Origin of the sequence: Marixanthomonas ophiurae (assembly GCF_003413745.1) — a bacterium.
GTDB classification, from domain to species: domain Bacteria; phylum Bacteroidota; class Bacteroidia; order Flavobacteriales; family Flavobacteriaceae; genus Marixanthomonas; species Marixanthomonas ophiurae.
On the sequence record NZ_QVID01000001.1, the window covers coordinates 2,149,063 to 2,174,525 of the forward strand.

At 37.1% G+C, this 25,463-nt stretch carries 18 protein-coding genes and 1 tRNA gene; 5 read left to right on the forward strand and 14 right to left on the reverse strand.

The window, feature by feature from the left end; genetic code table 11:
• Positions 1-24: 24 nt before the first annotated feature.
• Genes DZ858_RS09930 through DZ858_RS09940 form a run of 3 tightly spaced genes read right to left on the reverse strand, consistent with a single transcriptional unit; the run spans position 25 to position 7,046 of the window.
• Positions 25-2,643: a S9 family peptidase gene (locus tag DZ858_RS09930; protein ID WP_117159394.1), complete on the reverse strand. Its 2,619-nt coding sequence runs from the start codon at positions 2,641-2,643 to the stop codon at positions 25-27.
• Entirely contained in the window at positions 2,643-4,028 is a 1,386-nt protein-coding gene (locus DZ858_RS09935) for a RagB/SusD family nutrient uptake outer membrane protein (RefSeq protein WP_117159395.1), read from the reverse strand. The genes DZ858_RS09930 and DZ858_RS09935 overlap by 1 nt, the downstream gene beginning before the upstream one ends.
• Positions 4,029-4,043: 15 nt before the next feature.
• Entirely contained in the window at positions 4,044-7,046 is a 3,003-nt protein-coding gene (locus DZ858_RS09940) for a SusC/RagA family TonB-linked outer membrane protein (protein ID WP_117159396.1), read from the reverse strand.
• A 471-nt stretch (positions 7,047-7,517) separates the two neighbouring features.
• Here DZ858_RS09940 and DZ858_RS09945 point away from each other — a divergent pair, with 471 nt between their 5' ends.
• The 4 genes from DZ858_RS09945 to DZ858_RS09960 all read left to right on the forward strand — a co-directional run bounded on the left by DZ858_RS09945 (position 7,518) and on the right by DZ858_RS09960 (position 9,694).
• Complete coding sequence (locus DZ858_RS09945; protein WP_117159397.1) at positions 7,518-7,835, forward strand: hypothetical protein; 318 nt, start codon at positions 7,518-7,520, stop codon at positions 7,833-7,835.
• A 338-nt stretch (positions 7,836-8,173) separates the two neighbouring features.
• Positions 8,174-8,452 carry a helix-turn-helix domain-containing protein gene (locus DZ858_RS09950; protein WP_317124718.1) on the forward strand — a complete coding sequence of 93 codons (279 nt, stop codon included), beginning with the start codon at positions 8,174-8,176 and terminating at the stop codon, positions 8,450-8,452.
• Positions 8,424-8,738, forward strand: coding sequence for a HipA N-terminal domain-containing protein (locus tag DZ858_RS09955; RefSeq protein ID WP_117159398.1), 315 nt, complete (start codon positions 8,424-8,426; stop codon positions 8,736-8,738). The genes DZ858_RS09950 and DZ858_RS09955 overlap by 29 nt, the downstream gene beginning before the upstream one ends.
• Positions 8,735-9,694 carry a HipA domain-containing protein gene (locus tag DZ858_RS09960; protein WP_117159399.1) on the forward strand — a complete coding sequence of 320 codons (960 nt, stop codon included), beginning with the start codon at positions 8,735-8,737 and terminating at the stop codon, positions 9,692-9,694. The genes DZ858_RS09955 and DZ858_RS09960 overlap by 4 nt, the downstream gene beginning before the upstream one ends.
• Positions 9,695-9,967: 273 nt before the next feature.
• Here the strand turns inward: DZ858_RS09960 and DZ858_RS09965 are convergent, their stop codons facing one another.
• The 3 genes from DZ858_RS09965 to DZ858_RS09975 form a co-directional block, all read right to left on the reverse strand.
• A complete protein-coding gene (locus tag DZ858_RS09965) occupies positions 9,968-11,215 on the reverse strand; it encodes a site-specific integrase (protein ID WP_117159400.1) in 1,248 nt (415 codons plus the stop codon).
• A gap of 239 nt (positions 11,216-11,454) precedes the next feature.
• Positions 11,455-11,539: transfer RNA gene (locus DZ858_RS09970), tRNA-Ser, on the reverse strand.
• A gap of 79 nt (positions 11,540-11,618) precedes the next feature.
• Complete coding sequence (locus DZ858_RS09975) at positions 11,619-12,011, reverse strand: acyl-CoA thioesterase (RefSeq protein WP_117159401.1); 393 nt, start codon at positions 12,009-12,011, stop codon at positions 11,619-11,621.
• Positions 12,012-12,108: 97 nt separating this feature from the next.
• Here DZ858_RS09975 and DZ858_RS09980 point away from each other — a divergent pair, with 97 nt between their 5' ends.
• Positions 12,109-12,744 carry an NAD(P)H-dependent oxidoreductase gene (locus DZ858_RS09980; RefSeq protein WP_117159402.1) on the forward strand — a complete coding sequence of 212 codons (636 nt, stop codon included), beginning with the start codon at positions 12,109-12,111 and terminating at the stop codon, positions 12,742-12,744.
• Between the two features lie 76 nt (positions 12,745-12,820).
• On the opposite strand, the gene DZ858_RS09985 is transcribed toward DZ858_RS09980, so the two are convergent.
• The 8 genes from DZ858_RS09985 to DZ858_RS10020 form a co-directional block, all read right to left on the reverse strand.
• On the reverse strand, positions 12,821-13,249 hold the full coding sequence (locus tag DZ858_RS09985; RefSeq protein WP_117159403.1) for an FKBP-type peptidyl-prolyl cis-trans isomerase: 429 nt from the start codon (positions 13,247-13,249) through the stop codon (positions 12,821-12,823).
• 129 nt (positions 13,250-13,378) lie between these two features.
• Complete coding sequence (locus tag DZ858_RS09990; protein ID WP_117159404.1) at positions 13,379-15,340, reverse strand: heavy metal translocating P-type ATPase; 1,962 nt, start codon at positions 15,338-15,340, stop codon at positions 13,379-13,381.
• A gap of 68 nt (positions 15,341-15,408) precedes the next feature.
• A complete protein-coding gene (locus DZ858_RS09995; RefSeq protein ID WP_117159405.1) occupies positions 15,409-15,825 on the reverse strand; it encodes a Fur family transcriptional regulator in 417 nt (138 codons plus the stop codon).
• Between the two features lie 186 nt (positions 15,826-16,011).
• Positions 16,012-17,202, reverse strand: a complete 1,191-nt coding sequence (locus DZ858_RS10000) for an efflux RND transporter periplasmic adaptor subunit (protein ID WP_117159583.1) — start codon at positions 17,200-17,202, stop codon at positions 16,012-16,014.
• A gap of 4 nt (positions 17,203-17,206) precedes the next feature.
• Positions 17,207-21,604 carry a CusA/CzcA family heavy metal efflux RND transporter gene (locus tag DZ858_RS10005; protein ID WP_117159406.1) on the reverse strand — a complete coding sequence of 1,466 codons (4,398 nt, stop codon included), beginning with the start codon at positions 21,602-21,604 and terminating at the stop codon, positions 17,207-17,209.
• 169 nt (positions 21,605-21,773) lie between these two features.
• The gene (locus DZ858_RS10010; protein ID WP_117159407.1) at positions 21,774-22,091 is read right to left on the reverse strand and encodes a DUF6660 family protein; all 318 of its coding nucleotides are present in this window, start codon (positions 22,089-22,091) and stop codon (positions 21,774-21,776) included.
• Positions 22,092-22,196: 105 nt separating this feature from the next.
• Entirely contained in the window at positions 22,197-23,036 is an 840-nt protein-coding gene (locus DZ858_RS10015; protein ID WP_117159408.1) for a TIR domain-containing protein, read from the reverse strand.
• Between the two features lie 132 nt (positions 23,037-23,168).
• Complete coding sequence (locus DZ858_RS10020; RefSeq protein ID WP_117159409.1) at positions 23,169-25,403, reverse strand: sigma-70 family RNA polymerase sigma factor; 2,235 nt, start codon at positions 25,401-25,403, stop codon at positions 23,169-23,171.
• Between the last annotated feature and the right edge of the window lie 60 nt (positions 25,404-25,463).

Below are 25,463 nucleotides of genomic sequence, written 5' to 3' on the forward strand. Positions count from 1 at the left end.
CTATAATTTCTATGGATAACCCATTTATTTTAAATAAGTATCAAACCAATTTTTAACTTGAACTTCATTATTAATTTGATTCTCAAAATTTAACAACGTATGCCCTTCATCTTCATATAGTAACATTTTAACTTCTTTTTTTAGCCTACGCAAAGCAAGAAACATTTCTAGAGATTGTGAGTAATCGACTAATAAATCTTTTTTGCCAGCCCACAACAACAAAGGTGTTTTGATTTTGTTTGCATGTTGGATAGGGGAGTTATTCAAGTAATTTTTTTGAATCTCAAAATAAGGCTTTTCAAATCTCATTTGATCATCTTCGAAACGCCACATAGTCGATTTTTTAGTATAGTATTCATCAATTGAAAAATAAAGACTTGTTAAGTCCATAATACCACTGCTTGCAACAGCTGCTGCAAACATATCAGTTTGTGATATGATAAAGGCAGTTTCATACCCCCCAAATGAATGACCTGCCAATCCTATTTTGGTTTTATTTATAAAGTTATATTTAAGTGCTTCATTTACTGCGGATTTTACACAGTGGACTGCAGAAAAACCAGGGTTCCCTGTTGTGTAAGAGATGTCTGGAAGCAGTATAAAGTATCCGTTCTGAGAAAATGTTCGCTTACTTATCCCATTATCTTTTAGCTTATCGGGCAATTTAAATTTGTAAAACGTTTCTGAAACCTTTTCATATATCTGTACAATCATCGGGTATTTTTTTGATGGATCAAAATGAACAGGGTACATTAGAATGCCTTTGAGAAGTTCTCCATTTTGGTCTGGATATTCTATAATTTCCCTTTTACTTTTAAATAGCTTTGCCGCTGTTTCGTTAGATTGATAGAGTTTTTTTTCTTCGGATCCTTTCCTTTTATAGATAATTTGCGGAGGGGTGTTTTGTGTTTCCCTAATATATAAATACCCCGTTTTATTTAATTTTTTCATCGCGGAGATATATGATGCTCCAAACACTATTTTTTGCAGAGGTTTGTTTTTTTTCCACTTCAAGTAACCAGTTCTTCCTAGTGTCCCAGTAGCCTTCAAGATTAATCCTTTCTTTAAATTATACTCAGGCTTACTGTATTTAATTAGATTGCTTTTTCTATTTATTAATCCTACATTACTTAAGCGATACTGTATTTTGTTTTGATTCCCTGATGTTAATTTTACTTTTCTTGATCCATCCAATTCAATCAACCATATATCGTACTCATCATATAGTAGTATAGCATTATTTTCTGTCAACCAACCGCCGAAACCGTAGGCTACACGGGATGACTTATAATAAGTTGAATCTCTTATAAAAGTTGTGTTTAGTTCAGCTGTCAAGTTTTTGTGTGAACTTTCTGCAATATTATATACCCACCAATCCTTATTTTTAAAATAAACTATAAAATCGCTATTGTTAGAAATAATTAAATGACCATTTTTATTCTTAAAATTAGTGACCAGGGGGGTAACGCTCTTTTTTTTCAGGGAATAAATCTGAAGGTCAATATCGGCAGCGGCTTTTTCCTGTGGCTCATGTTCCCAATTATTATAAAGCACTGCATTTTCTTCGTTCCCGGTCAAAACAGCCTCTGGATACTGTGGATTTCCAATGGGGGTTATACTGTTCGCTTTAAGGTCCCAAGTGGCCAACCAAGGGCCATTGGATCTATTTTTATGTTTTTTTGTAACTGGGATGAGCGCATCACTACCTTTCCATATTTCAACCTTACTAGGGTTTGAGTTATTATTTTTTTTCTGTATTTTTTCTAAATAAAAAAAAACATTATTGCCATTTTCTGATAAAAAGGGTTTCCTATTTGATATGGTATGACCAACTGGGAAACTTGAATTTTTATATGCATCCAAATACATTAACTTGGGAGTTGTGTGCATTGAAAATTTATAAAGACGATTAGTATAATACTCCTTCTGGCTATAACTAACCTTTTCCATAAAAAGTAAAGACTTTCCATCATCACTCCAACTTAGGTTGAAGTAATCTGAATTCTTACTTTCTATTAATTTTAAAGATTCAAACTTTTTAAGGTCTAATAGTTTTATACTTTTTTTGTTGTTAACTTCAGTAGTATAAACCAACCATGGTTTTTTTGGGTTGAATGCATTTGCATATTGCATTATACCAGATAGTCTCAAATTTCTATTTTGCTCTAAGTCTTTAATTAATAGACTATATCCTTTATCTGATTTTATTTTAAGGGCTAGATATCGGCCGGATTTACTTAATTGAAATTTATAGGCTTCTGGGATTATTTCATTGTGTCCATTATTTAAATTCAACATTTTCACCTGATTATCATTAGTGGTATAAATGAAGAGTTTATTGCTATTCGCAAACTTACCATTCGTACCCTTTGGTAGATTATATTTAATTCCATTTTCTGTGTTTTTTACCATCAGCGTATCTGCATCACTTTCGTAGTGTAAATTCCACGTAGCCCAATTTCCATTGGTTGAAAGGTTTAGCCAATAAATATGAGCACTATTGTAACCTTGTATTTTTACTGGGCTTTCTGGACTTAAAGCCTGCCCAAAAATTGGACAGGCATTTACAGTGAACAAGAAAATGATTATAAAGTGGCTAATTTCTAATCTTCTTGTACCGATTAAAATATTATAGTCTAACATTAATATCCTGGGTTTTGTGGTTGGAGGTTTTGATTTATCAGCAATTCATTTTCGGGGAGAGGAAACAGTACGTCCGTTACCTTCCAACCTGGTTTTATGGGGCTGAGAATATTGTTTGCGGTACCTGTCCTTTTTAAATCAAACCATCGCATACCATGTTCTGTGAAAAGTTCAAACTTTCTCTCCTTTTGAATTGCATTTAGTATATCGGTCTTTGTGGATGCATCTGTGTCAGAAAGACCGGCACGGTTCCTTATAATGTTCAGATCTCGTTTTGCACCTACAAGATTATTTTCAAATGCCCTGGCTTCAGCCCTTATTAAATATTGTTCTGCCAACCGGAAAACTATTGAATATTCCAAGCTACTTCCTGTTTCATCCCGTTGTTTGTATTTAAATGGAAAATAATAAGTGCCTGTTCCATCTGCGACTTCTCCAACCCAATTTGATCTCCTGTTATCTCCTATCTCAAAACTATCAACAAAAGCTGGCCTCAATGCCACATCGACGGGAGGAGCAGTTGGTATTATAAAAGTGAACCCTTCTTTTGTAGTACTACCATTTTGTGGTTTTAACTGCCAAATTGTAGAAGCGCTATTTTTTAAAAAGACATCGTCTAGATTAGACACGAGAGAATACTTATTGTTTTCCAATATAAGGGAGCTTTCCATTGTTGCCTTAGAGTACTGACCATTATATAAATATACCCGTGCCAATAAAGCAGAAGCTGACCCTTTGTTAGGTCTAATACGTTCACCTGTTAAATATTCTTGTGAGAGTAAATCACGTGCATGAACCAAATCTTCAATAATATTTTGATAGACCTTATCTGCGGTCATCCTTTTTACCTGATTATTGATTTCGTAATCAGTAGTTTTTATATAGGGTATATCACCAAAAAGCTGGAGCAGATAGTAATGGACAAAGCCTCGAATGAAATAACCCTCTCCAAGCAAATTTTGTTTTTCATCCTCTGTAAGGGAAGTTGAATTTGAAACCCCTTCAATTAGTGAATTAGAGCTATAAATTAAATTATAACTTCTGTTCCAAATTGATCCAATCGAATTGTTAGTGGGAAGGATGGTATGGTTGTAAAAATTAAAGGCATCGTTTCCAACAGAGCCGTAATAATCAAGTTCATCTGCGTAAAGGCCCATATAGTAACTTAACCCTTGAGTACCTGTTAGCAAGGTGTTATCTCTTAGTTTTGCATACATATCTGTAAGCACTGCGGTGGCCGTAGCTTCATTGTTGAACACTTCGTTACCGGTCAATTGATCTTGTGGAAAATCGACTTCAAGATAATCCTCACAGGAAATAAAAAGTATAATTAAGGTGAACGAAAGGAGAATTTTTAAACCTTCTGCTTTTTCTAATGATTTCATAATGTTGTGTTTTAATTAAAGTGTTAAGTCAAATCCAAAAGAAAGTTGACGTAGGGGAGGCAGAAACCCTTTTAACTGTTCTGGATCCCCTGCATTGTATTTTGTAATGGTCAATACATTCTGAGCTTGCAAGTATATCCGGCATCTAGCGTCCAGTATGTTTTCGGGTAATAGGTATGAGAGTGAAATATTTTTTAAACGAACATAGGACCCATCGGATATGGATGCATCACTTCGACCATAATTTGAAAATGCCTCTGTAGCTTCAGCATTTGAACCTGTAGTATATAATTGCATAAAACCACTATCTCCGGGTTGTTGCCAACGGTCTAAAACCGATACAGGCTGATTTACCATAATACCCGGTGCCGTTCCATTCCGAAAATTATTGAACGCTTTTTGTTTTTTGAATTGAAAAAAGAAGCTAAGGTCCCAATTTTTATAGGTTAACTGATTGCTAAGCCCACCATAATAGTCTGGTGCCAAGTCTACGACTTGTTGCTGGTCGTCGGGTGCACTGATGTTTCCGTCATTATTATAATCTTCAAACTGAAAAACCCCTGTTTCAGCATCAATACCTGTGAAATGATATAGCTTTCTAATTGTGATTGGCTCTCCAACCACATATTGATTACTAAAGCTAGACTCCTTAAGTCCTGGAAATGAAATAAGTTCATTTTTTGCAACTGTCAGATTAAAAGAGGTGTTCCAATTAAAATCCTTTGTTTTAAAATTCTCGCTTGTTAAGCTGAACTCCCAACCCCTGTTTTCTACTGTGGCTGCCAAATTAGCCTGTAATGATTGAAAACCAGTAGTTGCAGCCAAAGGAATGCCTGTCAATTGATTTGAAGAGCGGTTACGGTAATGATCAACAGATAGATTGATCCTGTTTTGTACAAAACCAAGTTCTAGGCCAAAATTAAGTTTTTTGTTGGTTTCCCAACTGTAATTAGGATTGAACAGTCGGGTAGGGCCAATACCAATTGTACCATTATAAGGAACTCCCGTGGTGCTATAGGTATCAAGATAGCCATAGTCCCCAATTTGATCGTTACCTGTGGTGCCATAACTACTTCGCAGCTTTCCGTAGGAAAGAAAATTAAAGGTATCCTTTGTAATAGGCTCTTTGCTGAAAATATAGGCAGCTCCAATGGCTCCAAAATTCTCAAAACGTTTACCAGGCCCAAAACGGCTTGAACCATCCCGTCTACCGGTAAGGTTTATGATGTATTTATTGTCAAGCACGTAATTAATACGTCCAAAAACCGCTTGATATTTATAATCTATATTCTGGTCTTTAAAAATTAATACTGTTGAGGCGGCGCTAAGGGAGTTAATAAGATCATTGCTTGCAAACCCAGAACCATACTGGTTCAATAGTGATGCCGAGCGTTTTTGAAAGGTACTACCAAGCAAAATATCCAGTTCTCCAAAACCAAGTGTGGGGGTCCAACGCAATTGTGGTTCTATGATGAAAGAGTTTCTACTTGATTGGTTTTTAAATATTGAGGATATTTCACTAGTAAGGCCAAAATCAGGGTTGAAAACTGTATTGGGATACGTTCTGCTCTCGTCCAAACGGGTGTCGGTGTAACCCAAGTTAACTTTACCTTCCAAATGGCGCGAAAACTTATAGGTCAATACGCTGTTAGCAATTAGGTTGTTCCGTTTGCTTAGATATTTACTTTCCAATTGTGCAAGAGGATTGTCAAAAGTTCCATCTTCAAAATTGAGATCACCATTTTCATCGAACAATGCGGGTGCATTCGGAGGGAGAAGACGGGTGTAAAAAGTAAGGTCGGCACCTGGCAGATCATTGTCTTCAATACTATAATTAGTGGTTAAATTAATGGTGAATTTTCGGTTTTCAGAAGTATGGTTAAGCTGGCTGTGTATGGTGGCCCTGTAATAATTATAATCGCCTGGGAATACAGTAGTTTCATTGCGATAGTTTCCATTGAGTAAAAATGTGGTCTGCTCATTACCTCCCGAAACTCCAGCCGAAACCGAAGTCGTATAGGCTGTGCCGCCAATCAATTCGTCTTGCCAATCAGTATCACGGTTACGGTCCCAAGTACCATTTACATCGTAAGCAAAAGTGGGAATTTCCGTAACTCCATCATTGCCAAATGCTTCTCGACGCATCTCTAGGTATTGCTGAGTATTGAGCAAATCAATTTTCTTGGTTATACTCGCAACTCCTGTAGAGGTACCTATTTTATATTGTGTTTTACTTGCTTTGCCCTTTTTAGTGCTGATGATTATAACACCATTGGCACCACGTGAACCATAAATTGCCGTGGCATCTGCATCCTTTAAAATCTCAATGCTTTTAATGTCAGTTGGATTAATAGCACTTAACGGGCTTATATTAGCATTGGCAATAATGGGCCCCGATGCATTACCAAAACCCAAAGAGCCAGATTCAAATGGAACACCATCAATTACATATAGAGGACGGTTACCTGCGGCAATACTATTTTGGCCACGGATAAGGATTTCAAAGCCACTGCCGGGAACACCAGTTGTTTGCTGGATATCCAAACCTGGACTGCGACCTTGTAATGAGCCAAGAAAATTGGCAACCGGCTGTTTTTCTATTTCTTTTGCGGTCACCTTTGAAATGCTTCCCGTTTTTTCAATGTCGCTGACTTTATAATAGCCGGCGTTAAGTACCACTTGTTCCAGAGCCGTGGCATCTTCCAATAATTTTACATTGATAATTGTTTTATTACCTACTGGTTCATGGATAGACTTAAAACCCAAGAAGGAAAACACTAAGGTGTCTTGCGGTGTTGCCAATAATTCCCAGCTTCCATCTAGCTGTGTGGTGGTGCCCCTGTTTTTATTTTTTATCAGGACATTAACGCCTGGTAGCGGTTTGTTCTCTATGTTTGTTACCGTTCCTGAGACAAGTTTAATATTTACTTGAGCGATAGGGTAGATGGTAACTGTAAAAAAAACGATTATGAACAAAGAGACCTTTACCACAAGGGTTGGTTTGTAGTTATTTTTCATACTTTTGTATTGATTAGATTAGACAATAATTTAATTAAGGCCTTTTACACTATGCGCAACAGGGTGTGGAGGCCTTTTTTATGCTTTTAATCATAGGCTTTTATTCATAGGCAGGTTTAATTAGTTATTTGTACGACCAATAGCAGAGAGAAACAGGATGCTTTGAAGAAAAGTTGGAGGGAAAAATTTTACCGAACCAAATACAAAAAGGCGTGGAACTCAACTTATTGTATCAGAGGTACTGGTATACCTTGCACACAAATAAGAGAGCCCACGCCCGGGACGTGAGCACCTTGCTTATCCTCTCGTGTGCTTAAAAATTACCAGTTTTCTGATACGAGACTCAAAGCGATGCTTCTAATTAATTAGAAATGCTATCGCAAATTTATTTAAAATCAATCAAATATATAAATATTTATCGGTACGGCAAAGCGTACCGATAAATTATTTAAGAAATAGTTAATTGTATGTATGCAAAATGAGTTTAGAGAAAAATCAAGTATTAAAATTGCCGTTGCTTTAAATTTGCTTTTAATTGAGAGAAAAACTAAGCTTAGCAACAAACTCAAATTAGAAGAAATAGCTAATAGTTACAATGAAATTGCACTAAATGCAGATATAAGAAAGGCAACAGTTTCTGATACTTTTAATGCAAAAACAATCCCTAGTTCATTAACATTACTACAAATAATCGAAGGTATGGGGAGTAATTTAAGTGATTTTGCTAAAATATATGACTCAATTACTGATAAGGAAATAAAAGCATTTGAAAAGGATTTAAATAGCTGATTATAAATCTTTCTTTTTTAAATCAGTTACTATATAATATCTGTCTAATAGTTTACCTTCTTGAAAAGCCACAAGGATGACATTTTATTTTTATTTATGTTACATTCTACCTCTACAAAAAAATTAAATAGTGAATACAAGGAATAGCGCTTTTTTCTTTTAGATAATAATTAATAAAATTTTCTTTTGTAAAATATTAAGTTGCTTTATTCAAAAAGTTATTTACATAAAACTAGAATAACACATTTTTATTATAACTAATTACTTATATTTATACCCATAAAGGTATAAAAATAACATTTTCATATAAATTATACCCATAAAGGTATAATTACTCTATGCGGTTAGTATATTACACCCGAAAAGGTATAACTATGAAAGACTGGGACAGACATAATAGAATTGCAGAATTCGTGCGGAACAGGCGTAAAAAGTCAGACCTCACCCAAATAGCATTAGCTGATATGACTGGGGTAGGAATTCGTTTTGTACGCGACTTAGAACAGGGAAAGCCAAATTTAATGACAGATAAAATTAATCAAATCCTGTTATTCTTTGGCCATACACTAACACCAACCCCCATAAGCAATGAGACAAGGAGAAATTTGGGTAAATAAAAAACTAGCAGGACTATTAACCGAAGATGATGATGGATATAGTTTTAGTTATCAAAAAGAATATTTAAAAAATAAAGAGTCCTTGCCCGTTAGTTTAACCCTGCCACTGAAAGAAAAGGTTTTTTATTCAGAAACACTTTTTCCTTTTTTTGACGGCTTAATTCCAGAAGGTTGGTTATTGAACATCGCACAAAAAAACTGGAAGATAAATCCTCGTGATCGAATGGGGCTGTTATTAACTACTTGCAGAGACTGTATTGGTAATATAAGCGTTGTCGAAGTATGAAATACTGTTTAGCCTGTCATAAAAAACTAGGGGGAAATGCGAACTATCACAAAAGTTGCCTTAAAGCATTTTGGCAGCAAGACAAGCCTATTTTACAGCTAAAATATAAATCAACTCAAATAGAGGAGTTAGCAAAAGAAAATGTAGCCCAACGTTTAATAGTAACAGGAGTGCAGCCTAAACTATCTTTAGGTTTTACAAAAGAAGATGGTAACGACCGGTTAACCATTGTAGGTGCATTAAATGGTAGGTACATTCTTAAACCTCCTTTTTCTCAATACCCAAAAATGCCTGAAATTGAAGCTTTATCAATGCTCCTGACAAAATCTTGTGGAATTGATACAGTTCCATTTTTATTGATTCCATTAGAAGATGGAGAATTGGCATACCTGACCAGACGTATTGATAGAACAGCTGACGATAAAAAATTACCAATGGAAGATGCATGTCAATTTACTGAAAGACTAACAGAGCATAAATACCGAGGTTCACACGAGCAAATAGCAAAAGGAATTATTGCGTATACAGAAAATCCATTATTGGAAGTAGTAAAATTTTACCAGCAAGTTATAGTTTCCTTCTTATTAGGTAATAGTGATATGCATCTAAAGAACTTTTCCTTATTAGCATTAAAAGATAGTAATTACCAGTTAGCCCCCGCCTATGATATGGTGGCAGTAAATTTATTAATACCGGAAGACAAGGAAGAATTGGCATTGAATCTTAACGGAAAAAAAAGTAAACTAAATCGAAACGATTTTAATGAAGCGATGCATAAAGCCCACTTACCTAAAAAGGCGATAGAAAACCTTTGGGACAGGATAGAAAACGGGATGCAAAATTGGCAAGAATTAATTAAGAATAGCTTTTTGGATAAAGAGCAAAAAGACAAATTTTTAGAACTTGTGACTGTAAGAGCTAAACAAATAAATTTACGCTTCATTGAATCTAAATAAGTTATAAATCGGGGATGAGGCAAGTATTATCAGTATTCTCAAATCATTAGTATTCAGTGTATAACATTATTTTATTCTGCTCTTTTGTTCTTTCTGATTGTATTTTAAAGTGATTAACTTTCATAAAAAGCTAACTTAAACTATATAAATACGTTGCAGTAACTTTTCCCTGTCCTGAATAAAAGCTATTTAATAATAAAATCTTATAAGATTAAATCTTAACGGAGTTCCAAATGGGATAGGTTTCAGATAGATATTAATTTTATGTGCTATTTATGATTTACTTTGTTTTGTTTTCACTTCAATTGAATTTTTCATTCTAGCCCGAAGTACTTTCATATCTTCACTCACTTTCATATCTAAAATCTTAGCGTAGTGTTGCGTTGTTTTCAGGTTGGTATGACCAAGCATTTTACTGACTGATTCTATCGGAACACCATTCGTTAGGGTTACCGTTGTTGCGAACGTATGTCGCGCTAAATGAAATGTGAGATTCTTAGTAATACCCGCCAAGCTTGCAATCTCTTTAATATAAGCATTCATTTTTTGATTGCTAAGTACAGGCAGCACCAAATCTTTTTCTTTCAGCAGCTCATTATCTTTATATTTATTAATGATGACTTGGGCAATGGGTAAAATTGGGATGTTACTTCTGGTATCGGTTTTAGAGCGTTTTGTTTTAACCCATTCTTCACCATCGGCGCCTAGAACGATATCACCTCTATTCAGTTTTTTGACATCGGCATAGGCTAGACCCGTGAAACAACAAAAGATAAAAATATCGCGCACTTGATCCAGTCTTTCTATTTTTAATTCGAGTGATATAATTTTTTGGATTTCTTCTTCAGTCAGAAACTCGCGCTCAACGATTTTCAATTTTCCTTTCCAATGTAAGAATGGGTCTTTGTCAATCCAGTCATTGGCGTGAGCAATACGGATAATCTTTTTAAAGTTTGTGATATACTTAATGGCTGAGTTGTGCGCACACTTTCGGGTCGTTTTAAGGTAGTATTCCAGTCCTGTGATGAACTTATGGTCTACATCCTGTACAGGAATGTCATTTTTCTTGTATTTCTTCTTAATAAAGCCTGCTACGTGTTTTTTACAAGTACGATATCGCTCAGCAGTTCCGGCAGCAAAATCTTTACCAATAAGACTATCAACTTCATTATTATGCTCTTGAAAGATTTCTAAAACCATCTTTTTTGTTTTGTCTTTACCTAAATAAACATCGCGAAGTTGAGTAGCAGAGTAGGCTATTCCATCTCGTTGAAGCTTTTGCTCTGTGGTGTATATTTTATTTTTAATAAAGTCAATTTCCCTATTTATTTCATGATTCTCTGGTGAGTTGCCTAATGCTTTCTGTGATCTAGTATTCCATAAATCAATATGCACTTTTCGATTAATACTGCACTCAGCCCGCTTACCGTCTAAGGTTATACGAAGATAAATATTGCTATATCCTTGAAGATTAGCCTTACTTTTTTTGATATAGAATAATATTGAGAGTTGAACTGACACCGAATGATTTTAAAATTTACTTCAATGTAGTAAAAATTTATTAAATCATCATCATTTTAAATAACTGAATATCAAATATTTAACATTCATTCGGTGTCAGTTGTAGATCGTTTCTAAGTGACACCGAATTAGCCCCTTTTAGCTTGCTATTATTTGATATTAAATGAAATCATATAAAATAAAAAACCCTCTAAATCAATTGTTTAGAGGGTTTTTATGGCCTTTTGTAGGACTTTTCGCGGAGAAAGAGGGATTCGAACCCCCGGAGGTGTGACCCTCAACAGTTTTCAAGACTGCCGCATTCGACCACTCTGCCATTTCTCCAAGTGTCTCATTGGGTATTCCCCAAATGCGAGTGCAAATATAACATCCTTTTTTTATTCTCAAAAGGCTTTTTTAATTTTTAATTGTCAATTATCGAAATTGGTTTTTTATCAAACCCAACTGCTACAAATGTAAAAAATCCTGTTACGGCTTTATCACGCTGATAGCTATACATATCCTCCATAAAAATATCAACTTTTACCACACAACTTGATTTTCCTACTGAATCTACTCGGGCGATCAATTCTACAATGGTACCCTGCGGAATGGGAGTCGTAAAGTCTATTTTATCGGTAGAAACAGTTACTACACGCTTACGGGAAAAGCGGGTAGCACAAATAAAAGAAGCCTCGTCCATAAGCTGTAAGGCGGTTCCGCCAAACAAGGTATCGTAATGGTTGGTGGTGTTGGGAAATACAGCTTTACAAATTCGGGTTTCACTTTTTTCAATTAGGGCTTGTAAATCAGGCATAGAAAAGGTTTTTAAAGGTATTGTGTTTAGTTATCAGTTCGTTTGGTAGATTTTAGCTAGCTATTGTTACTTTTGTACTACAAAGGTAACTTCATTTATGGCAACAGATATCATTGATCGATTAAAATGGCGGTATGCGACTAAAAAGTTTGATTCAGAAAAAATACTTCCGAAGAAAACTGTAGAGCAACTAAAAGAAGCGTTCAATTTAACGGCAACATCGTATGGGTTGCAACCGGTTACACTTGTTATTGTTAAGGATAAAAAGTTAAGAGAACAGTTGCTATCACCTAGTTGGAACCAGTCGCAAGTGGTAGACGCTTCGCATTTGTTTATTTTTTGTGTGGAAGAAAAGTTAAGCCCTGAATACATTCAGAAATATTTTGAACGGGTGAAAACGATACGTAACACGCCAGATGAAATTTTAAAACCATTTGAAGAGTTTTTATTAGATTCATTTGAAGAGCAATCTTCCGATGAAATACGAACCTGGGCTACCAATCAAGCCTATTTAGCTTTAGGTAATTTACTTACCGTATGTGCCGCTACCAATATTGATGCCTGCCCCATGGAAGGCTTTAATCCAACAGAATTTGACCGTATTTTAGGCCTAAAAGAAAAAGGACTAACTTCCGTTTTATTACTTCCAGTAGGATATAGGGATGAAACTGACTTTATGGCCAAAGAAAAGAAAGTGCGGAAAGATATGGACGATGTGATAATTGAGTTATAAACTCAACTTCATTTTAAAACATAAAAAACCCGGATAGTACATCCGGGTTTTTCAATATATATAGTATTCTTATAAGTTATTTTATCTCAACAACTTCAAGATCGAATGTCAAATCTTTACCTGCAAGTGGGTGATTGGCATCTACTACAATGCTATCATCTTTCACTTCAGCTACACGTAACTGACGCTCAGAACCATCAGGATTTTTAGCCATAAGACCCATCCCAACTTCTGGTTTTATTTCCTCAGGAAGGTTTTCCTTAGAAACTTCTTGGAAAAGCTCTTTTTGAACATCACCGTAGGCTTCTTCTTTAGGAACATTCACTGTTTTTTTCTCGTTCACTTTCATATCAACAAGCCCTTTTTCGAAACCTGGAATAAGCATACCTTGTCCCAAAGTAATCTCTAAAGGTTCTCTTTCCAACGAACTGTCAAAAACTTGACCGTCTTCCAGCTTACCTGTGTAATGTACTCTTACTGTGTCTTTTTCCTTAACTGTACTCATAAATTTGATTTATCTAATTATCAATTGTTTATCGAAGTGCAAAACTAAGGGATAAATGCCTAAATGAAGAAGAATCCCCAATAAATCCGCCCATTTGGGATAAGCTTAACAGTATTTGTTGTTGAAATGTTATTTCCAAGACATTTTCTGAAGCCTAATAGCGTTTAAAATAGCTAACAAGGCTACCCCAACGTCGGCAAAAACCGCTTCCCACATGGTAGCAAGACCTCCAGCACCCATAGCCATAACAATTGCTTTTACTATAAATGCCAAGGCAATATTTTGCCAAACAATATGTCTAGTCGAACGACCAATTTTTATTGCAGTTGCAATTTTTGAAGGCTGGTCGGTCTGTATAATTACATCGGCAGTTTCTATGGCTACATCACTACCTAAACCACCCATCGCAACACCAATATCACTCGTTGCTAATACTGGGGCGTCGTTTATACCATCGCCTATAAAAGCAACTTTAGTGCCTGGTTTTTGCTTTAACTGCTCTACCTCATTCAGCTTATCTTCCGGCAATAGACCGCCTTTTGCCCAATCAATTCCTAATTCGGTTGCTACTTGTTGGGTGATGGAATCTTTATCCCCCGAAAGCATGATTATTTTTGAAATACCTGCTTTTCTAATTTTCTGAATAGCTTCAAACGCATCATCTTTCAGCTCATCTGCTATAACAACATAACCTGCAAAGATATTTTCAATAGCAATCATCACGACAGATTCTACAATGGTTTCCGTTTTCGAAGGCACTTCAATATTATGTGACTGAAGCAACGAAGCATTCCCTACCAACACCTCTTTGCCATTTACCATTCCTTTTAATCCTTTTCCGGCCACTTCAGAGACATTAGTTGCCTGTAGTTTAGTTGTATTATCGTTGTATGCTAAAATAGCTTTGGCAATGGGGTGGGTAGATTGTTCTTCTATAGCCATGAGGTACGGCATCATTTCTTCTTCGGAAATAGTAGAAGTTTGAATTTCTTTTATTTTAAAAACCCCTTTGGTAACGGTTCCGGTTTTGTCCATCACCACGGTATTCACTTTTGTTACGGCATCTAAAAAGGAAGCGCCTTTAAATAGAATACCGTGTCTTGAAGCAGCACCTAATCCCCCAAAATACCCTAACGGAATAGAAATAACCAACGCACACGGACACGAAATAACCAAAAAGATCAACGCACGGTATAACCAAACCTCAAATATATATTCTGAAACAAAAAAGTAGGGCAGTAGGGTCAGCCCAATCGCTAAGAATACAACGATGGGTGTGTATACCCGTGCAAACTTGCGGATAAATAACTCGGTCTTCGATTTTCGAGCCGTGGCATTTTGTACGAGATCTAAAATACGGGCAATGGAACTATCTTTAAATTCCTTCGTAGTTTCAATTTCAATAACACCTTCCAAATTGATACTTCCTGCATAGACTTCTTCCCCTTTTTTAATGGAACTTGGTTTGCTTTCCCCGGTGAGCGCTGCGGTATTGACCGATGCTTTTTCAGATAGCAATACCCCATCCAACGGAATTTTCTCTCCCACCCGAACTTGTACCGTTTTGCCAACTTGTACGGTATCGGGTGGTACCGAAACAAAATCGTTATTACGTTGTACTAAGGCCTCATTGGGCCGAACATCTAATAAGGCTTTAATGTTTCCTTTAGCTTTCTTAACAGCAGCTCCCTGAAATAATTCTCCTACTGCATAAAACACCATCACGGCAACCCCTTCGGGATATTCACCAATCGCAAAGGCTCCCATAGTGGCAATGGACATCAATAAAAACTCTGTAAAAAAGTCACCGTGTTGAATACTGATCCATCCTTGTTTTAAAACAGGTAGGCCTACCGGTAAATAGGCGATGAAATACCAAACAATACGAATCCAGCCAGTAAAGAATGAAGCCTCGAAATAATCTAAAAGAATCCCTATTACCAATAATATAAAACTGAAAATAGCTGGAACGTAGGTTTTAAAGTCTAGTGCGCTTGTTTGTTGATTCTGACCGTCATCTTGATTGTGATCGTGTTCATCAGTTGCGCAACAAGCAGCTTGGGATTTGCAGGTTTTTGGGGTTGATTTCATAGCGTTAAAAGAATTCTCTATTTAATTTTTGTGCAATATCCCCATAATAGTAGTGCAATGGAAGTGCATTAACTTCCGCTGCAATTGGAACAGATACCTTTTACCACCAAATTAACATCTTCGGCTACATAGCCTTCGGGTAAACTGATCTGCGGAATCTTATGTTCGGTCAAGCAAACGGTTTTATCGCAATTACTACAATGAAAGTGTAAATGCAGATCATTTTCAATCTCACAATTACATCCCGGTTCGCATAAAGCGTACTTAGAAATACCCGTACCATCATCTATTTGGTGAACAATACCCTTTTCTTCAAAGGTTTTTATTGTTCTATATAAAGTAGTTCGGTCTGCTTTGGTGAAGGCCAATTCAATATCGGTTAAAGCTACCGCAGTATTTTGTTTCGCCAATTGCTGATACACCAGTGTCCGCATCGCCGTTGGGCGAACTTCCTTTTCAGTTAATTTTTTATCTATTTCGTTCATTTCTGTAAAAGATTTTAGACCTCAGAGACGTTAATAGCCTTAAAGGTCTATTATTCTATTCAAACTTTCAACTTCTAGCGTTGGTATTTTTGTTACAAATTCGTGATCCCTACCCGTCTCTCGAATTCACTCAACCACCTATCACTTTTTTATCTAGCATCTAACATCTAACTACTCATATCTTTTTTAATGACTATGCCCCGCTTCACCTTTTTTCCATTCAGCTAATAGATAATAGGCATTATTAAATGCCAATTGAGTATCAGATTCCAAAGGTTGTAGGAAATTAACCGCTACCCATTCACCATCTTTAGCACCGGTGGTGATTTCTACGGGTTTTAAACTCCAAGCATCTCCTTCTTTTTCTACTGTAAAAGCATATTTTTTATCTCCATCGGTACCAATGGCGCTTTCGGGTAAGGCTTTAGTTTGTGCGTTATCGGTTTGTATACGTCCTTGAATATACATCCCCGGAATTAAATGCCCTTCCTTATTTTCTATTTCGGCATGTACATGCAACGCTTTGGGGTTATCTTCAAACGTTTGCCCTACGGAATAGATTATCGCCGACAATTCTTTCCCTGGGATAGACTGCACACTAAAGGTAACGGTCTGTCCCTTTTTTACTTTATACACATCTTTTTCAAACACCATAAGGTCAGCGTGCACGTGATGGGTGTTGACAATCTCAAACAGGTTCGTTTGTGGGTCGACATATTGTCCTGTTTTCACCTGTACTTTTTGTACGGATCCTTCTATGGGGCTGCGTAATGCTACCCGTTGGTAGATGGTGCCTTTTTCTACTCCGGCGGCACTAATATTCAACTGTTGTAATTGCGCTTTTAAACCTTGCGCCAAGCTTTTTGCAGCTTGGTATTGGGCTTCCGTTTTTTGGAAGTTCATTCCTGAGCCTACACCTGCTTCATACAGTTTTTGCTGACGCGCATATTCTTTTTCTAAAAACTGACGATTGCTATACGCATCTAAATACTGGGTTTGCTTATCAATGATATTGGGGTGCGATAAATAGGCGAGTATCTGCCCTTTGTTTACTTCATCGCCTTCAATCACTTCTATGGAAACGACATTGGCACCCACTACCGATGTCACCATCGCTTCATTTTGTGGCGGTACTTCCAGTTGTCCGTTGGCTTCTACAAAGCCGCTCATTTTACGATCTTGTAGGGTGTTGGTTTCCATTTGTAAGGCTTCAAACTGTTGTGCCGAAAGTATCACTTCTTCTACGTGCGGTTTCTTGCTTGCTGTCTCTGCAGAAGCAGGTGTACTTTCAGACTTGGTATTCGAATCCCCGCAAGAAACGAGTACGATACTAGCGAGTACGAATAGGCTGTATATAGGGTTTATTGTTTGTTTCATCATATTAATTATTAAAATAGTGTAGTTGAAATACGGATTGTAAATAGTTATGTAACGCATCGAGTGCGTCCATTTCAGTTTGTATGGCATCGCGCATCAATTGCGTAAATGCGGCATAGTCCACTGCACCTTCTTTATAGGCCAATAACGCGCCTTTTCGTTGTTCTTTGGCGAGTGGTAGGGCCTCTTCTTTATAAAAACGCCACGATTTTTCCCATTTTTGAAAGGTCTGCACCGCTTGTTGATAGGTGGCTTCTATTTGTTGTTTGTTAAAAGCAGCTTGGTTCTTAGCAATTTCCGTCTCTATTTTGGCGGCTTTTGCTTTGCTGCGTTCGGAGCCTGCAAAGAGCGGAACAGATATTCCAGCCTGATAGCGGTAAAAGCCCGTCGATCCATTTACCTTTTGTAAACCGCCTTGTAGGTTCAACGTCGGTAATAAATTAGCACGGGCAGCTTTATAGTCAGCTTCGGCGGTTTTTATTTGTTGTTCAGATAATTGTAGCTCGGGATGTTGCATTAGTGTTGCTGAAAGCTGCTGCATCCCCAGTTCGCCTGCTTCAAAAGTATCAGGGACGGTGTAAAAGGTATCGGATACCAACCAAAGGTTCAGCTGTTGTAAGGCGATCTGGTAATCACTTAACGCCTGTTGCTTTTTGTTGGTGATTTGCAACGCCTGATTTTTTGCCGAAGCATATTCCAGTTTCGAAATCGCTTCTACTTCATAGTTAAGCGATACGGCTTCTGTAAAACGCCTGTAAATGGAATCCAATTCTTTATACAAGTGATACTTCCGCTTTTCCTGAAAGGCTTTCGACCATGCTTCTTTTACGGCTTGGGCAACTTGTAATTCCGATAGTTCCAAAGCGGTTTCGGCTAAGGCGATATGTTGCTTCCGCTGTTTGTTCTTAGCGCCAATGCCCAGCAAGTCGATGCCTTGTTGCCCGATGCCTACTGTGGTATAAACCCCTCGCTCGTCATTGATCTCTTCGCCACTGGTGAATACCGATGTTTTTCCGAAGTCATAGGCTGCGCCTTTCATAGCCGATTCCCGTTCGACCTCCAGTTGTTTCTGTTTTAGTAACGGATAGTTCTGCTGAGCAGTTTCTACGGCTTTTTTTAATGTAATCGGTAACAGGTCGGTGGTTGGATTTGTTACAGTTTCTGAAACCTCTTGCCCGTAAGTAGGAACAAACGCCGAACTTCCTAACAAACCAACGATTAGTAATGTGGTTGCTAATACGGGTTTTCTCATCATTTTTCGTTCTTTTCGTCTTTCTATCCATTGGTAGCAGATAGGCAGAATAAACAAGGTTAGTAGGGTGGAGGTGACCAAGCCACCAATCACTACCGTAGCCAAAGGCCGTTGTACTTCCGCTCCGGCAGATGCTGAGATAGCCATGGGTAAGAACCCTAAGATATCGGTAAAGGCGGTCAACATAATCGGACGGATACGCCGTTTGGTTCCTTGTATAATGCGGTCTTTTAAATTGGTGACCCCTTCTTCTTTTAGTTCATTTAATCCACTGACCATCACCAGACCGTTTAAGACGGCCACCCCAAAAAGGACGATAAATCCTACTCCTGCCGAAATACTAAACGGCATATCCCGTAACCATAAGGCAAAGATTCCACCAATGGTTGCCATGGGGATGGCGAGGTAAATCATTACGGTTTGTGGGAACGACTGCAAGGCAAAGTAGATCAAAATAAAGATTAAGACCAAGGCAATGGGTACCACCGTTTGCAGTTTGCTACTGGCTCGCTCTAGATTTTCAAACGCGCCGCCATAGCGTATAAAGTATCCGGGTGGTAATTCAAACTCGGCATCTAACTTCGCTTGAATGTCTTTTACAACCGATTTCACATCGCGATCCCGAATGTTGATCCCTACATAGGTACGTCTATTGGTGTTGTCCCTACTAATCTGCATTGGGCCGGGTTCGTAGCTTATCTTCGCTAGTTCGCGTAAGGGTATCTGTGAACCGTTGGGCAGATTGATATAAAGATTTTCAATATCCGAGATATTGGTTCGGTTTTGAGCTTTTAAACGCACTACCAGATCGAAGCGTTTTTCTCCTTCAAAAATCACACCTGCTGTACCTCCTGCAAACGCGGCTTGTACCGTATTATTCAAGGTATGGATATCCAACCCGTATTGCGCCAGTTTATTGCGGTTGTAATCAATGGTTATTTGTGGCAGGCCATCGGTGGCTTCCACTTTCATATCGGCTACTCCAGGAATATCGCCAATGAGGGTTCCTATTTCTTCGGCTTTACTAGCGAGGATATCCAGGTCTTCCCCAAACAACTTAATCGCGACATCTTCCCGAACCCCGGTCAATAACTCGTTAAAGCGCATTTCGATGGGTTGGGTAAACTCAAAGTTGACGCCGGGCACTACGCTAACGGCTTCCTTTATTTTATTGACCAGCTCTTCTTTTGAGTCCGCTGAGGTCCATTCATCCGTAGGTTTTAGAATGACAAAGACATCAGCAATATCCATCGGCATGGGGTCGGTTGGGACGTCGGCTACCCCAATTCGGCTTATGACGTCTGTAGCCTCGGGAAACTGCGCTTTGACAATTCGTTCTACCTTGGTGGTAGTTTCAATACTTTCTGAAAGCGAACTTCCGGGTTTTAAGATAGCGTGAAAAGCAATATCGCCTTCATCCAACTGTGGTATAAACTCGCCCCCCATTTGGGTAAACGTAAAAATTGCTAGGGCGAAGAAGCCTATCGCAATTCCAATAATCAGTTTTCCTTTCTTAAGGGAGGTGTTTAGTAACGGCTGGTATTTGCGTTCTACCCAGTGTACAAAACGGTCTCCGTATGATCTTTTCACTTCGGTTTTGTTCCCTGAGCGGAGTCGAAGGGATTTTTTGGGTATTTTCAGAAATAAGGCTGAAATCATCGGTACATAGGTTAAACAAAGGATCATCGCACCGATCATCGCGAAGATAAAGGTTAATGCCATCGGTTTAAACATCTTGCCTTCCACACCTTCCAACGCTAAAATGGGTAGGAATACAATTAAAATGATAAGTTGTCCAAAGAATGCCGCATTCATCATCTTTTTAGAAGCCTTTGCCGTTACTTCATCTTTAGTTTCCTTGGTAATACCTTTGTTTTTCCGAAGGTAGGAGTAGAGCATAAAGACCGTTCCTTCTACAATAATCACGGCGCCATCTACAATAATTCCGAAGTCAATAGCCCCCAAACTCATTAGGTTGGCCCAAACGTCAAATACGTTCATTAAGATAAAGGCGAACAATAACGATAACGGGATGGTGGAAGCTACAATCAAGCCGCCTCGCCAGTTTCCTAATAGCAATACCAAGACGAAAATAACGATCAAGCCCCCTTCCAACAGATTGCCAGTCACTGTTCCAGTCGTTTCAGAAATCAATTCACTACGGTCTAAAAAAGGAACAATGGTCACGCCTTCGGGCAACGACTTTTGTATTTGTGCTACGCGTTCTTTTACGTTTTCAATTACTTCGTTGGAGTTGGCACCTTTCAGCATTAATATCATGCCGCCTACTGCTTCACCTTTACCGTTTTTGGTCAGTGCCCCATAGCGCACGGCACTACCAATGGTGACCGTCCCCACATCTTTAATCTTTATGGGGATACCCTTTTGGTTTTTTACGACCATATTTTCAATGTCGCTCACCGTACGCGCCAACCCTTCCCCACGGATAAAGTTCGCCTGGTGGTTTTTTTCGATATAGGCGCCTCCGGTGTTTTGGTTGTTGTTCTCCAAAGCGGTGTACACATCCGAAATGGTGATCCCGATAGCCCGTAGCTCGTCTGGGTCTACCGCTACTTCGTATTGCTTTTTGTTTCCGCCTACCGCATTTACTTCAATTACGCCGGGAACCATCGCCATCTGTCGGCGTACGATCCAGTCTTGCATAGTACGCAAATCGGTGGCGCTGTATTCATCTTTATAGGCTTCGTCCACATCGAGGGTGTATTGGTATATTTCGCCCAGCCCTGTGGAAATAGGCCCCATAGACGGTTCGCCAAACTCATTGGGGATCTGCTCTTGTACTTCGGTTAGCTTTTCGGCAACCAATTGCCGGGGCAGATAAATGCCCATATCGTCGTCAAACACAATGGTGACGACCGATAACCCAAAGCGTGAAACCGAGCGTATCTCGGTAACATTGGGTAGGTTGCTCATCGCCACTTCTACGGGATAGGTAACAAACTGTTCAATATCTTCCGTGCCTAAGTTGGGCGATTGGGTGATTACTTGTACCTGATTGTTGGTGATGTCTGGTACCGCATCAATGGGGACTTGCGTCATACTCCAAATACCCGCACCGATGAGCGCGAGGGTCATGAGTCCCACTATAAATTTATTATTGATCGAGAAATCAATGATTTTATTGATCATAGGTATGAAATTAATACAACTACGGCTGTTGAAGGCGTTACTAAACGGTCAACAAAGCGTGGTTATGAATAGATATATAGGTTGATAGCCCGTACGGGTGTACGTGCATTATCGAGGAAAGCAATATCTGTTTATGCTACAACACGGAGTCGTAGGCTGAGATACCTGCTTATGCAGGTATTCTTGGAGGTTGGAGTAGGGTGTGTGGAATGTCTTCTCCTAAACTGTCAAAGTGTAGAAATATATGGTTTGAGATATCCATCGCAATAGGCTCAAAAGCCGCGGTACCGATATCCAGTGTATGAACATGGCAACAATGGCATTGGCAAAAAGGGGTACAATCGTCACTATCTTGGTGATCGTGGTCGATGTCTTGGGTACTGACCACCTCGGTCTGGGTGTCGTCTTGGGTAGGTGCCGTATCACTACAAGGCACTACATTGAGCCCCAAAAAGTAGATAGATAATATGACTGCCAAAACTTTCACGTTACAAATATAGGGAAAATGGAGGTGCAATTGGGTTGCAAAATATATTATCAATAAAAAGAGAGTGTTATTTTTTTACCTCAGTTCTTTGTTAGTTGTAGTAGATTAAAAGACTTTATTTCCATCAAATTCAATACCTACATTTTTTAATTCTCTTGAAAGTAATAATTTCCATCCATCACTTGGATCGATTGCTATATAAATCACACCATCGTAATCAGAAGGTTTTTCAATATCTCCTTTCATTAATGCACAAACTTTATTTCTTCCTAATTTTCCTAAAAAGTAACCTAATTCCAATATAACATTTTGTCGAGCTCTATAGTTTAATGAATCTTTATTTTTAAGAGAATTACCAAGGTCATCTGGGGTCATCAATATTATTGCAAATTGAACTGATGAGTGCTTTTCAAATTTTTCGATAATTGTTAACCCCTCATTAACCTGTTCGTGAAGAATAATAGGTTTTAAATTTAGTTTTTCTAAAAACCGAGCAACTTTTTCCTTTAACTCGTTATCATGGCCATGTACAATAAAAATTTCCTTTTTATTTTTAGAAATATTCTTTTCTTCAACATTTTCTTCTATATCATCTTCAAATTCTCTTTCATCAGTAGAGAGAAGTACACCGATTGCTTCATCAATAGAATCAATTATTATTGATTTTACATCTACTCCATATGGAGGGTCAAAAAAAACATCAAAGGGGTTTACATTCTGCATTCCAAACCCGCCAACCAATTTTGGTGGTTCCCAGTCAAAGCGCTTGGCACACCCTGTTTTTATTAAAATATTTTGTACAAATGATTTTTTCCTGTTGATATCAGCTCGCAATTTTTTTGATTTCTCTGAATCTAAATCAATAAAAAACCATTGTGATATCAGAGTTTGAAAATCCTCTAATTTCTCAATAATTCTTTGCTTTTTCTTTTCAAATTTAGTCATCTATTACAGTTAACGGTCTCGGTTATGAGTAGTTGCGTGGTTTAGCACATAACTTTGCAAGTACACACCTAGCTGAAAATCCTCGAGTATTTACAGAAGTAGGCGAGAACAAGCAATTACTTATAGTCATTATTATGTTGTGTTTATTTCGTTTTTAATTTCATTATAGTATTCTGAACAAGCGAATATGTAAACTATAAAACAACTAGTGATTATTTTGACAATTTCTAATTCAGTCCAATCATTTGCTGAATGTGTATCATTATTTCTATAGTAGTAAGAAGTTTGTATGTGTTTACCGAATCTATATTTTCTCGCGTTTCTAAAATCCTTATATCTTTCTTCTGTTGGGTCAATTCTATCGAGTTTATCAATTACAGCTCCTAATCCCTTTTTTTTTGAGGTAATATAATTATAATCAGGATTATTTACTAAAAAAAGAATTTTCTTTAATAGAGGGTCTAGACAAGTTAGAAACTGTTTTAAATAGTTTAGCTTATCGACTCTATCAGATGCAGAAAGGTAAAATTTGTTTAAGTTACCTAATAACCTTTGGTCAAGTCCATCGAATTCGCTAACACCTGTATTGTATGCAATTAACTCATTAAACAATTCTATACCTTGCTTCAAATCAAATGGATAACTTGGCGAAGTTTGGTCAGCAAAAGAATCTTTTAAATCACGATAAAACTTTTCTTTAATTGACTGCCAGTTAAATTCATCTATTGCTAAATTTTCTGCGTCTTGTTGTTTTAACGAGATTACAATTCTATTTTTATTTTTGGATTTTATAAAATATTCAGTTTGGTCAAATAATTTATAAAAAGAAACTCTTGTAAAATTCTTATCTAAAGGTCGCAAGGTTTTGATGATTTCAGATGCTAATGCTTGTTTGGACTGTTTTTGATTTAAATACTCAATAACCTTTAATCTTTGCTCAATTCTATATTCTGGCTCGTGGGCAACCTCACGTTTTTTTCTTTTTGCAAATGCTAGACTAGAATATTTTTGTTTCCACTCTGGGAGTATCCATTTTTCAGATTCAACTTTTAGGCAATCTCTTCCTATAATAGAGCGTACTGAACTTTCCTTTAAATTGGGTCTCTCTTTGATTACCTCTTGATAAATTTCATCGTAACTACTTGGTTTGTCTAATTTGTATAGTGCCTTTTTTATGAGTAGCTCAATTTTGACAGAATTTTTTCCCCAAATTTTCAGCCCCCAATATCCAGTTTTACCTAGAGCAATAAATCTATTGTCTGAGGCAATTGCCAAACTATGCCTATCATATATTTTCGAAGTATTAGAATGAACTAATCTGCGATTTATTTCTGATACAATATTGTCAATATACATAGTATCTCCATTTTCAATTAATATACGGTAAGCTCTATCACTTGCACTCGATAAAAACTCAAATTTCACTTGATATAAATTTATATCCCCATTTTGTATCATTTCAATTTCTGGCAGAATCTCGATAGCTTTGACAATATCTTTATTGGTAATAATTTTAGCTTTTCTTTTGCAGTTAATAATTACTTGCATCTCATTCAGTGGTGAAATTGATTTTTTTAGTGTTCTTAGAACTAAATCAGCTGTTTTAAGAAATTTTTTCTTTTCTGATTTATCTATAATCAGGATATCTGCAGTTGTAAAATAAGTTTCCACTTTACCACATATGTGTAATGAAAACAAGTCTATAATTAAATTAACTACTTCACCATTTTTATTATTGTAAGAATAATTTTCTATTAAAAATTCAATTAAGGTCTCTCTACTAAGTATTTTTTCTTCAAAAACCTCGTTCTTTAATTTTACATAGTTAGAGCATAGTTCATTAATACAATTACATCTTAATTCTTCATCTATTCCTTTTGAGAGAAAAGAGTCAATTTTTTCTAAGGTTCTTACCTTGAGCTGTCTAATTCGCTCACTCGTTTTTTGATAATAATCAGAAAGTTCCTCTAGAGTATATTTATCAGAACTATTGAGACCATAATAATGATTAATAATACCTTTTAGTAAATCATTATTGCCTAAATTTAAGTAGTCACTAACAGTTTCCTTAATTAAATCAATAAATGAGTCTGGATTTAAATTCGGGTAATCTAAAGGGATAAAATATTGTTTGGTCTTTGATTCTTGTAATTCAATCAAGTCAATTAAATTGTGCTCAATATAATCTTGATAATTTTTAAGTTTGGAAACCACTGAGGCACCAATTCCTCTTATTTCAGAAAATTCCAGAATATCGATATTTGAAACTTCTTGTAAGTTAGTAATGCCAAGCAGATCAAATTTTTTCAATAGGATTGATGGAATTGTTTCAAAAACATATTGAATCTTTATATTTGATTTATTCATTTTGTTTGTTTATCCAAATGCAACATAACTTGCGTATAAACGCAATTGTGTTTATATTTT

Bases quoted from the DNA above. Each gene is read 5' to 3' on its own strand.
- DZ858_RS09930 (WP_117159394.1), bottom strand. From the start codon at position 2,643: ATGTTAGACTATAATATTTTAATCGGTACAAGAAGATTAGAAATTAGC.
- DZ858_RS09935 (WP_117159395.1), bottom strand. From the start codon at position 4,028: ATGAAATCATTAGAAAAAGCAGAAGGTTTAAAAATTCTCCTTTCGTTC.
- DZ858_RS09940 (WP_117159396.1), bottom strand. From the start codon at position 7,046: ATGAAAAATAACTACAAACCAACCCTTGTGGTAAAGGTCTCTTTGTTC.
- DZ858_RS09945 (WP_117159397.1), top strand. From the start codon at position 7,518: ATGCAAAATGAGTTTAGAGAAAAATCAAGTATTAAAATTGCCGTTGCT.
- DZ858_RS09950 (WP_317124718.1), top strand. From the start codon at position 8,174: ATGCGGTTAGTATATTACACCCGAAAAGGTATAACTATGAAAGACTGG.
- DZ858_RS09955 (WP_117159398.1), top strand. From the start codon at position 8,424: ATGAGACAAGGAGAAATTTGGGTAAATAAAAAACTAGCAGGACTATTA.
- DZ858_RS09960 (WP_117159399.1), top strand. From the start codon at position 8,735: ATGAAATACTGTTTAGCCTGTCATAAAAAACTAGGGGGAAATGCGAAC.
- DZ858_RS09975 (WP_117159401.1), bottom strand. From the start codon at position 12,011: ATGCCTGATTTACAAGCCCTAATTGAAAAAAGTGAAACCCGAATTTGT.
- DZ858_RS09980 (WP_117159402.1), top strand. From the start codon at position 12,109: ATGGCAACAGATATCATTGATCGATTAAAATGGCGGTATGCGACTAAA.
- DZ858_RS09985 (WP_117159403.1), bottom strand. From the start codon at position 13,249: ATGAGTACAGTTAAGGAAAAAGACACAGTAAGAGTACATTACACAGGT.
- DZ858_RS09990 (WP_117159404.1), bottom strand. From the start codon at position 15,340: ATGAAATCAACCCCAAAAACCTGCAAATCCCAAGCTGCTTGTTGCGCA.
- DZ858_RS09995 (WP_117159405.1), bottom strand. From the start codon at position 15,825: ATGAACGAAATAGATAAAAAATTAACTGAAAAGGAAGTTCGCCCAACG.
- DZ858_RS10000 (WP_117159583.1), bottom strand. From the start codon at position 17,202: ATGAAACAAACAATAAACCCTATATACAGCCTATTCGTACTCGCTAGT.
- DZ858_RS10005 (WP_117159406.1), bottom strand. From the start codon at position 21,604: ATGATCAATAAAATCATTGATTTCTCGATCAATAATAAATTTATAGTG.
- DZ858_RS10015 (WP_117159408.1), bottom strand. From the start codon at position 23,036: ATGACTAAATTTGAAAAGAAAAAGCAAAGAATTATTGAGAAATTAGAG.
- DZ858_RS10020 (WP_117159409.1), bottom strand. From the start codon at position 25,403: ATGAATAAATCAAATATAAAGATTCAATATGTTTTTGAAACAATTCCA.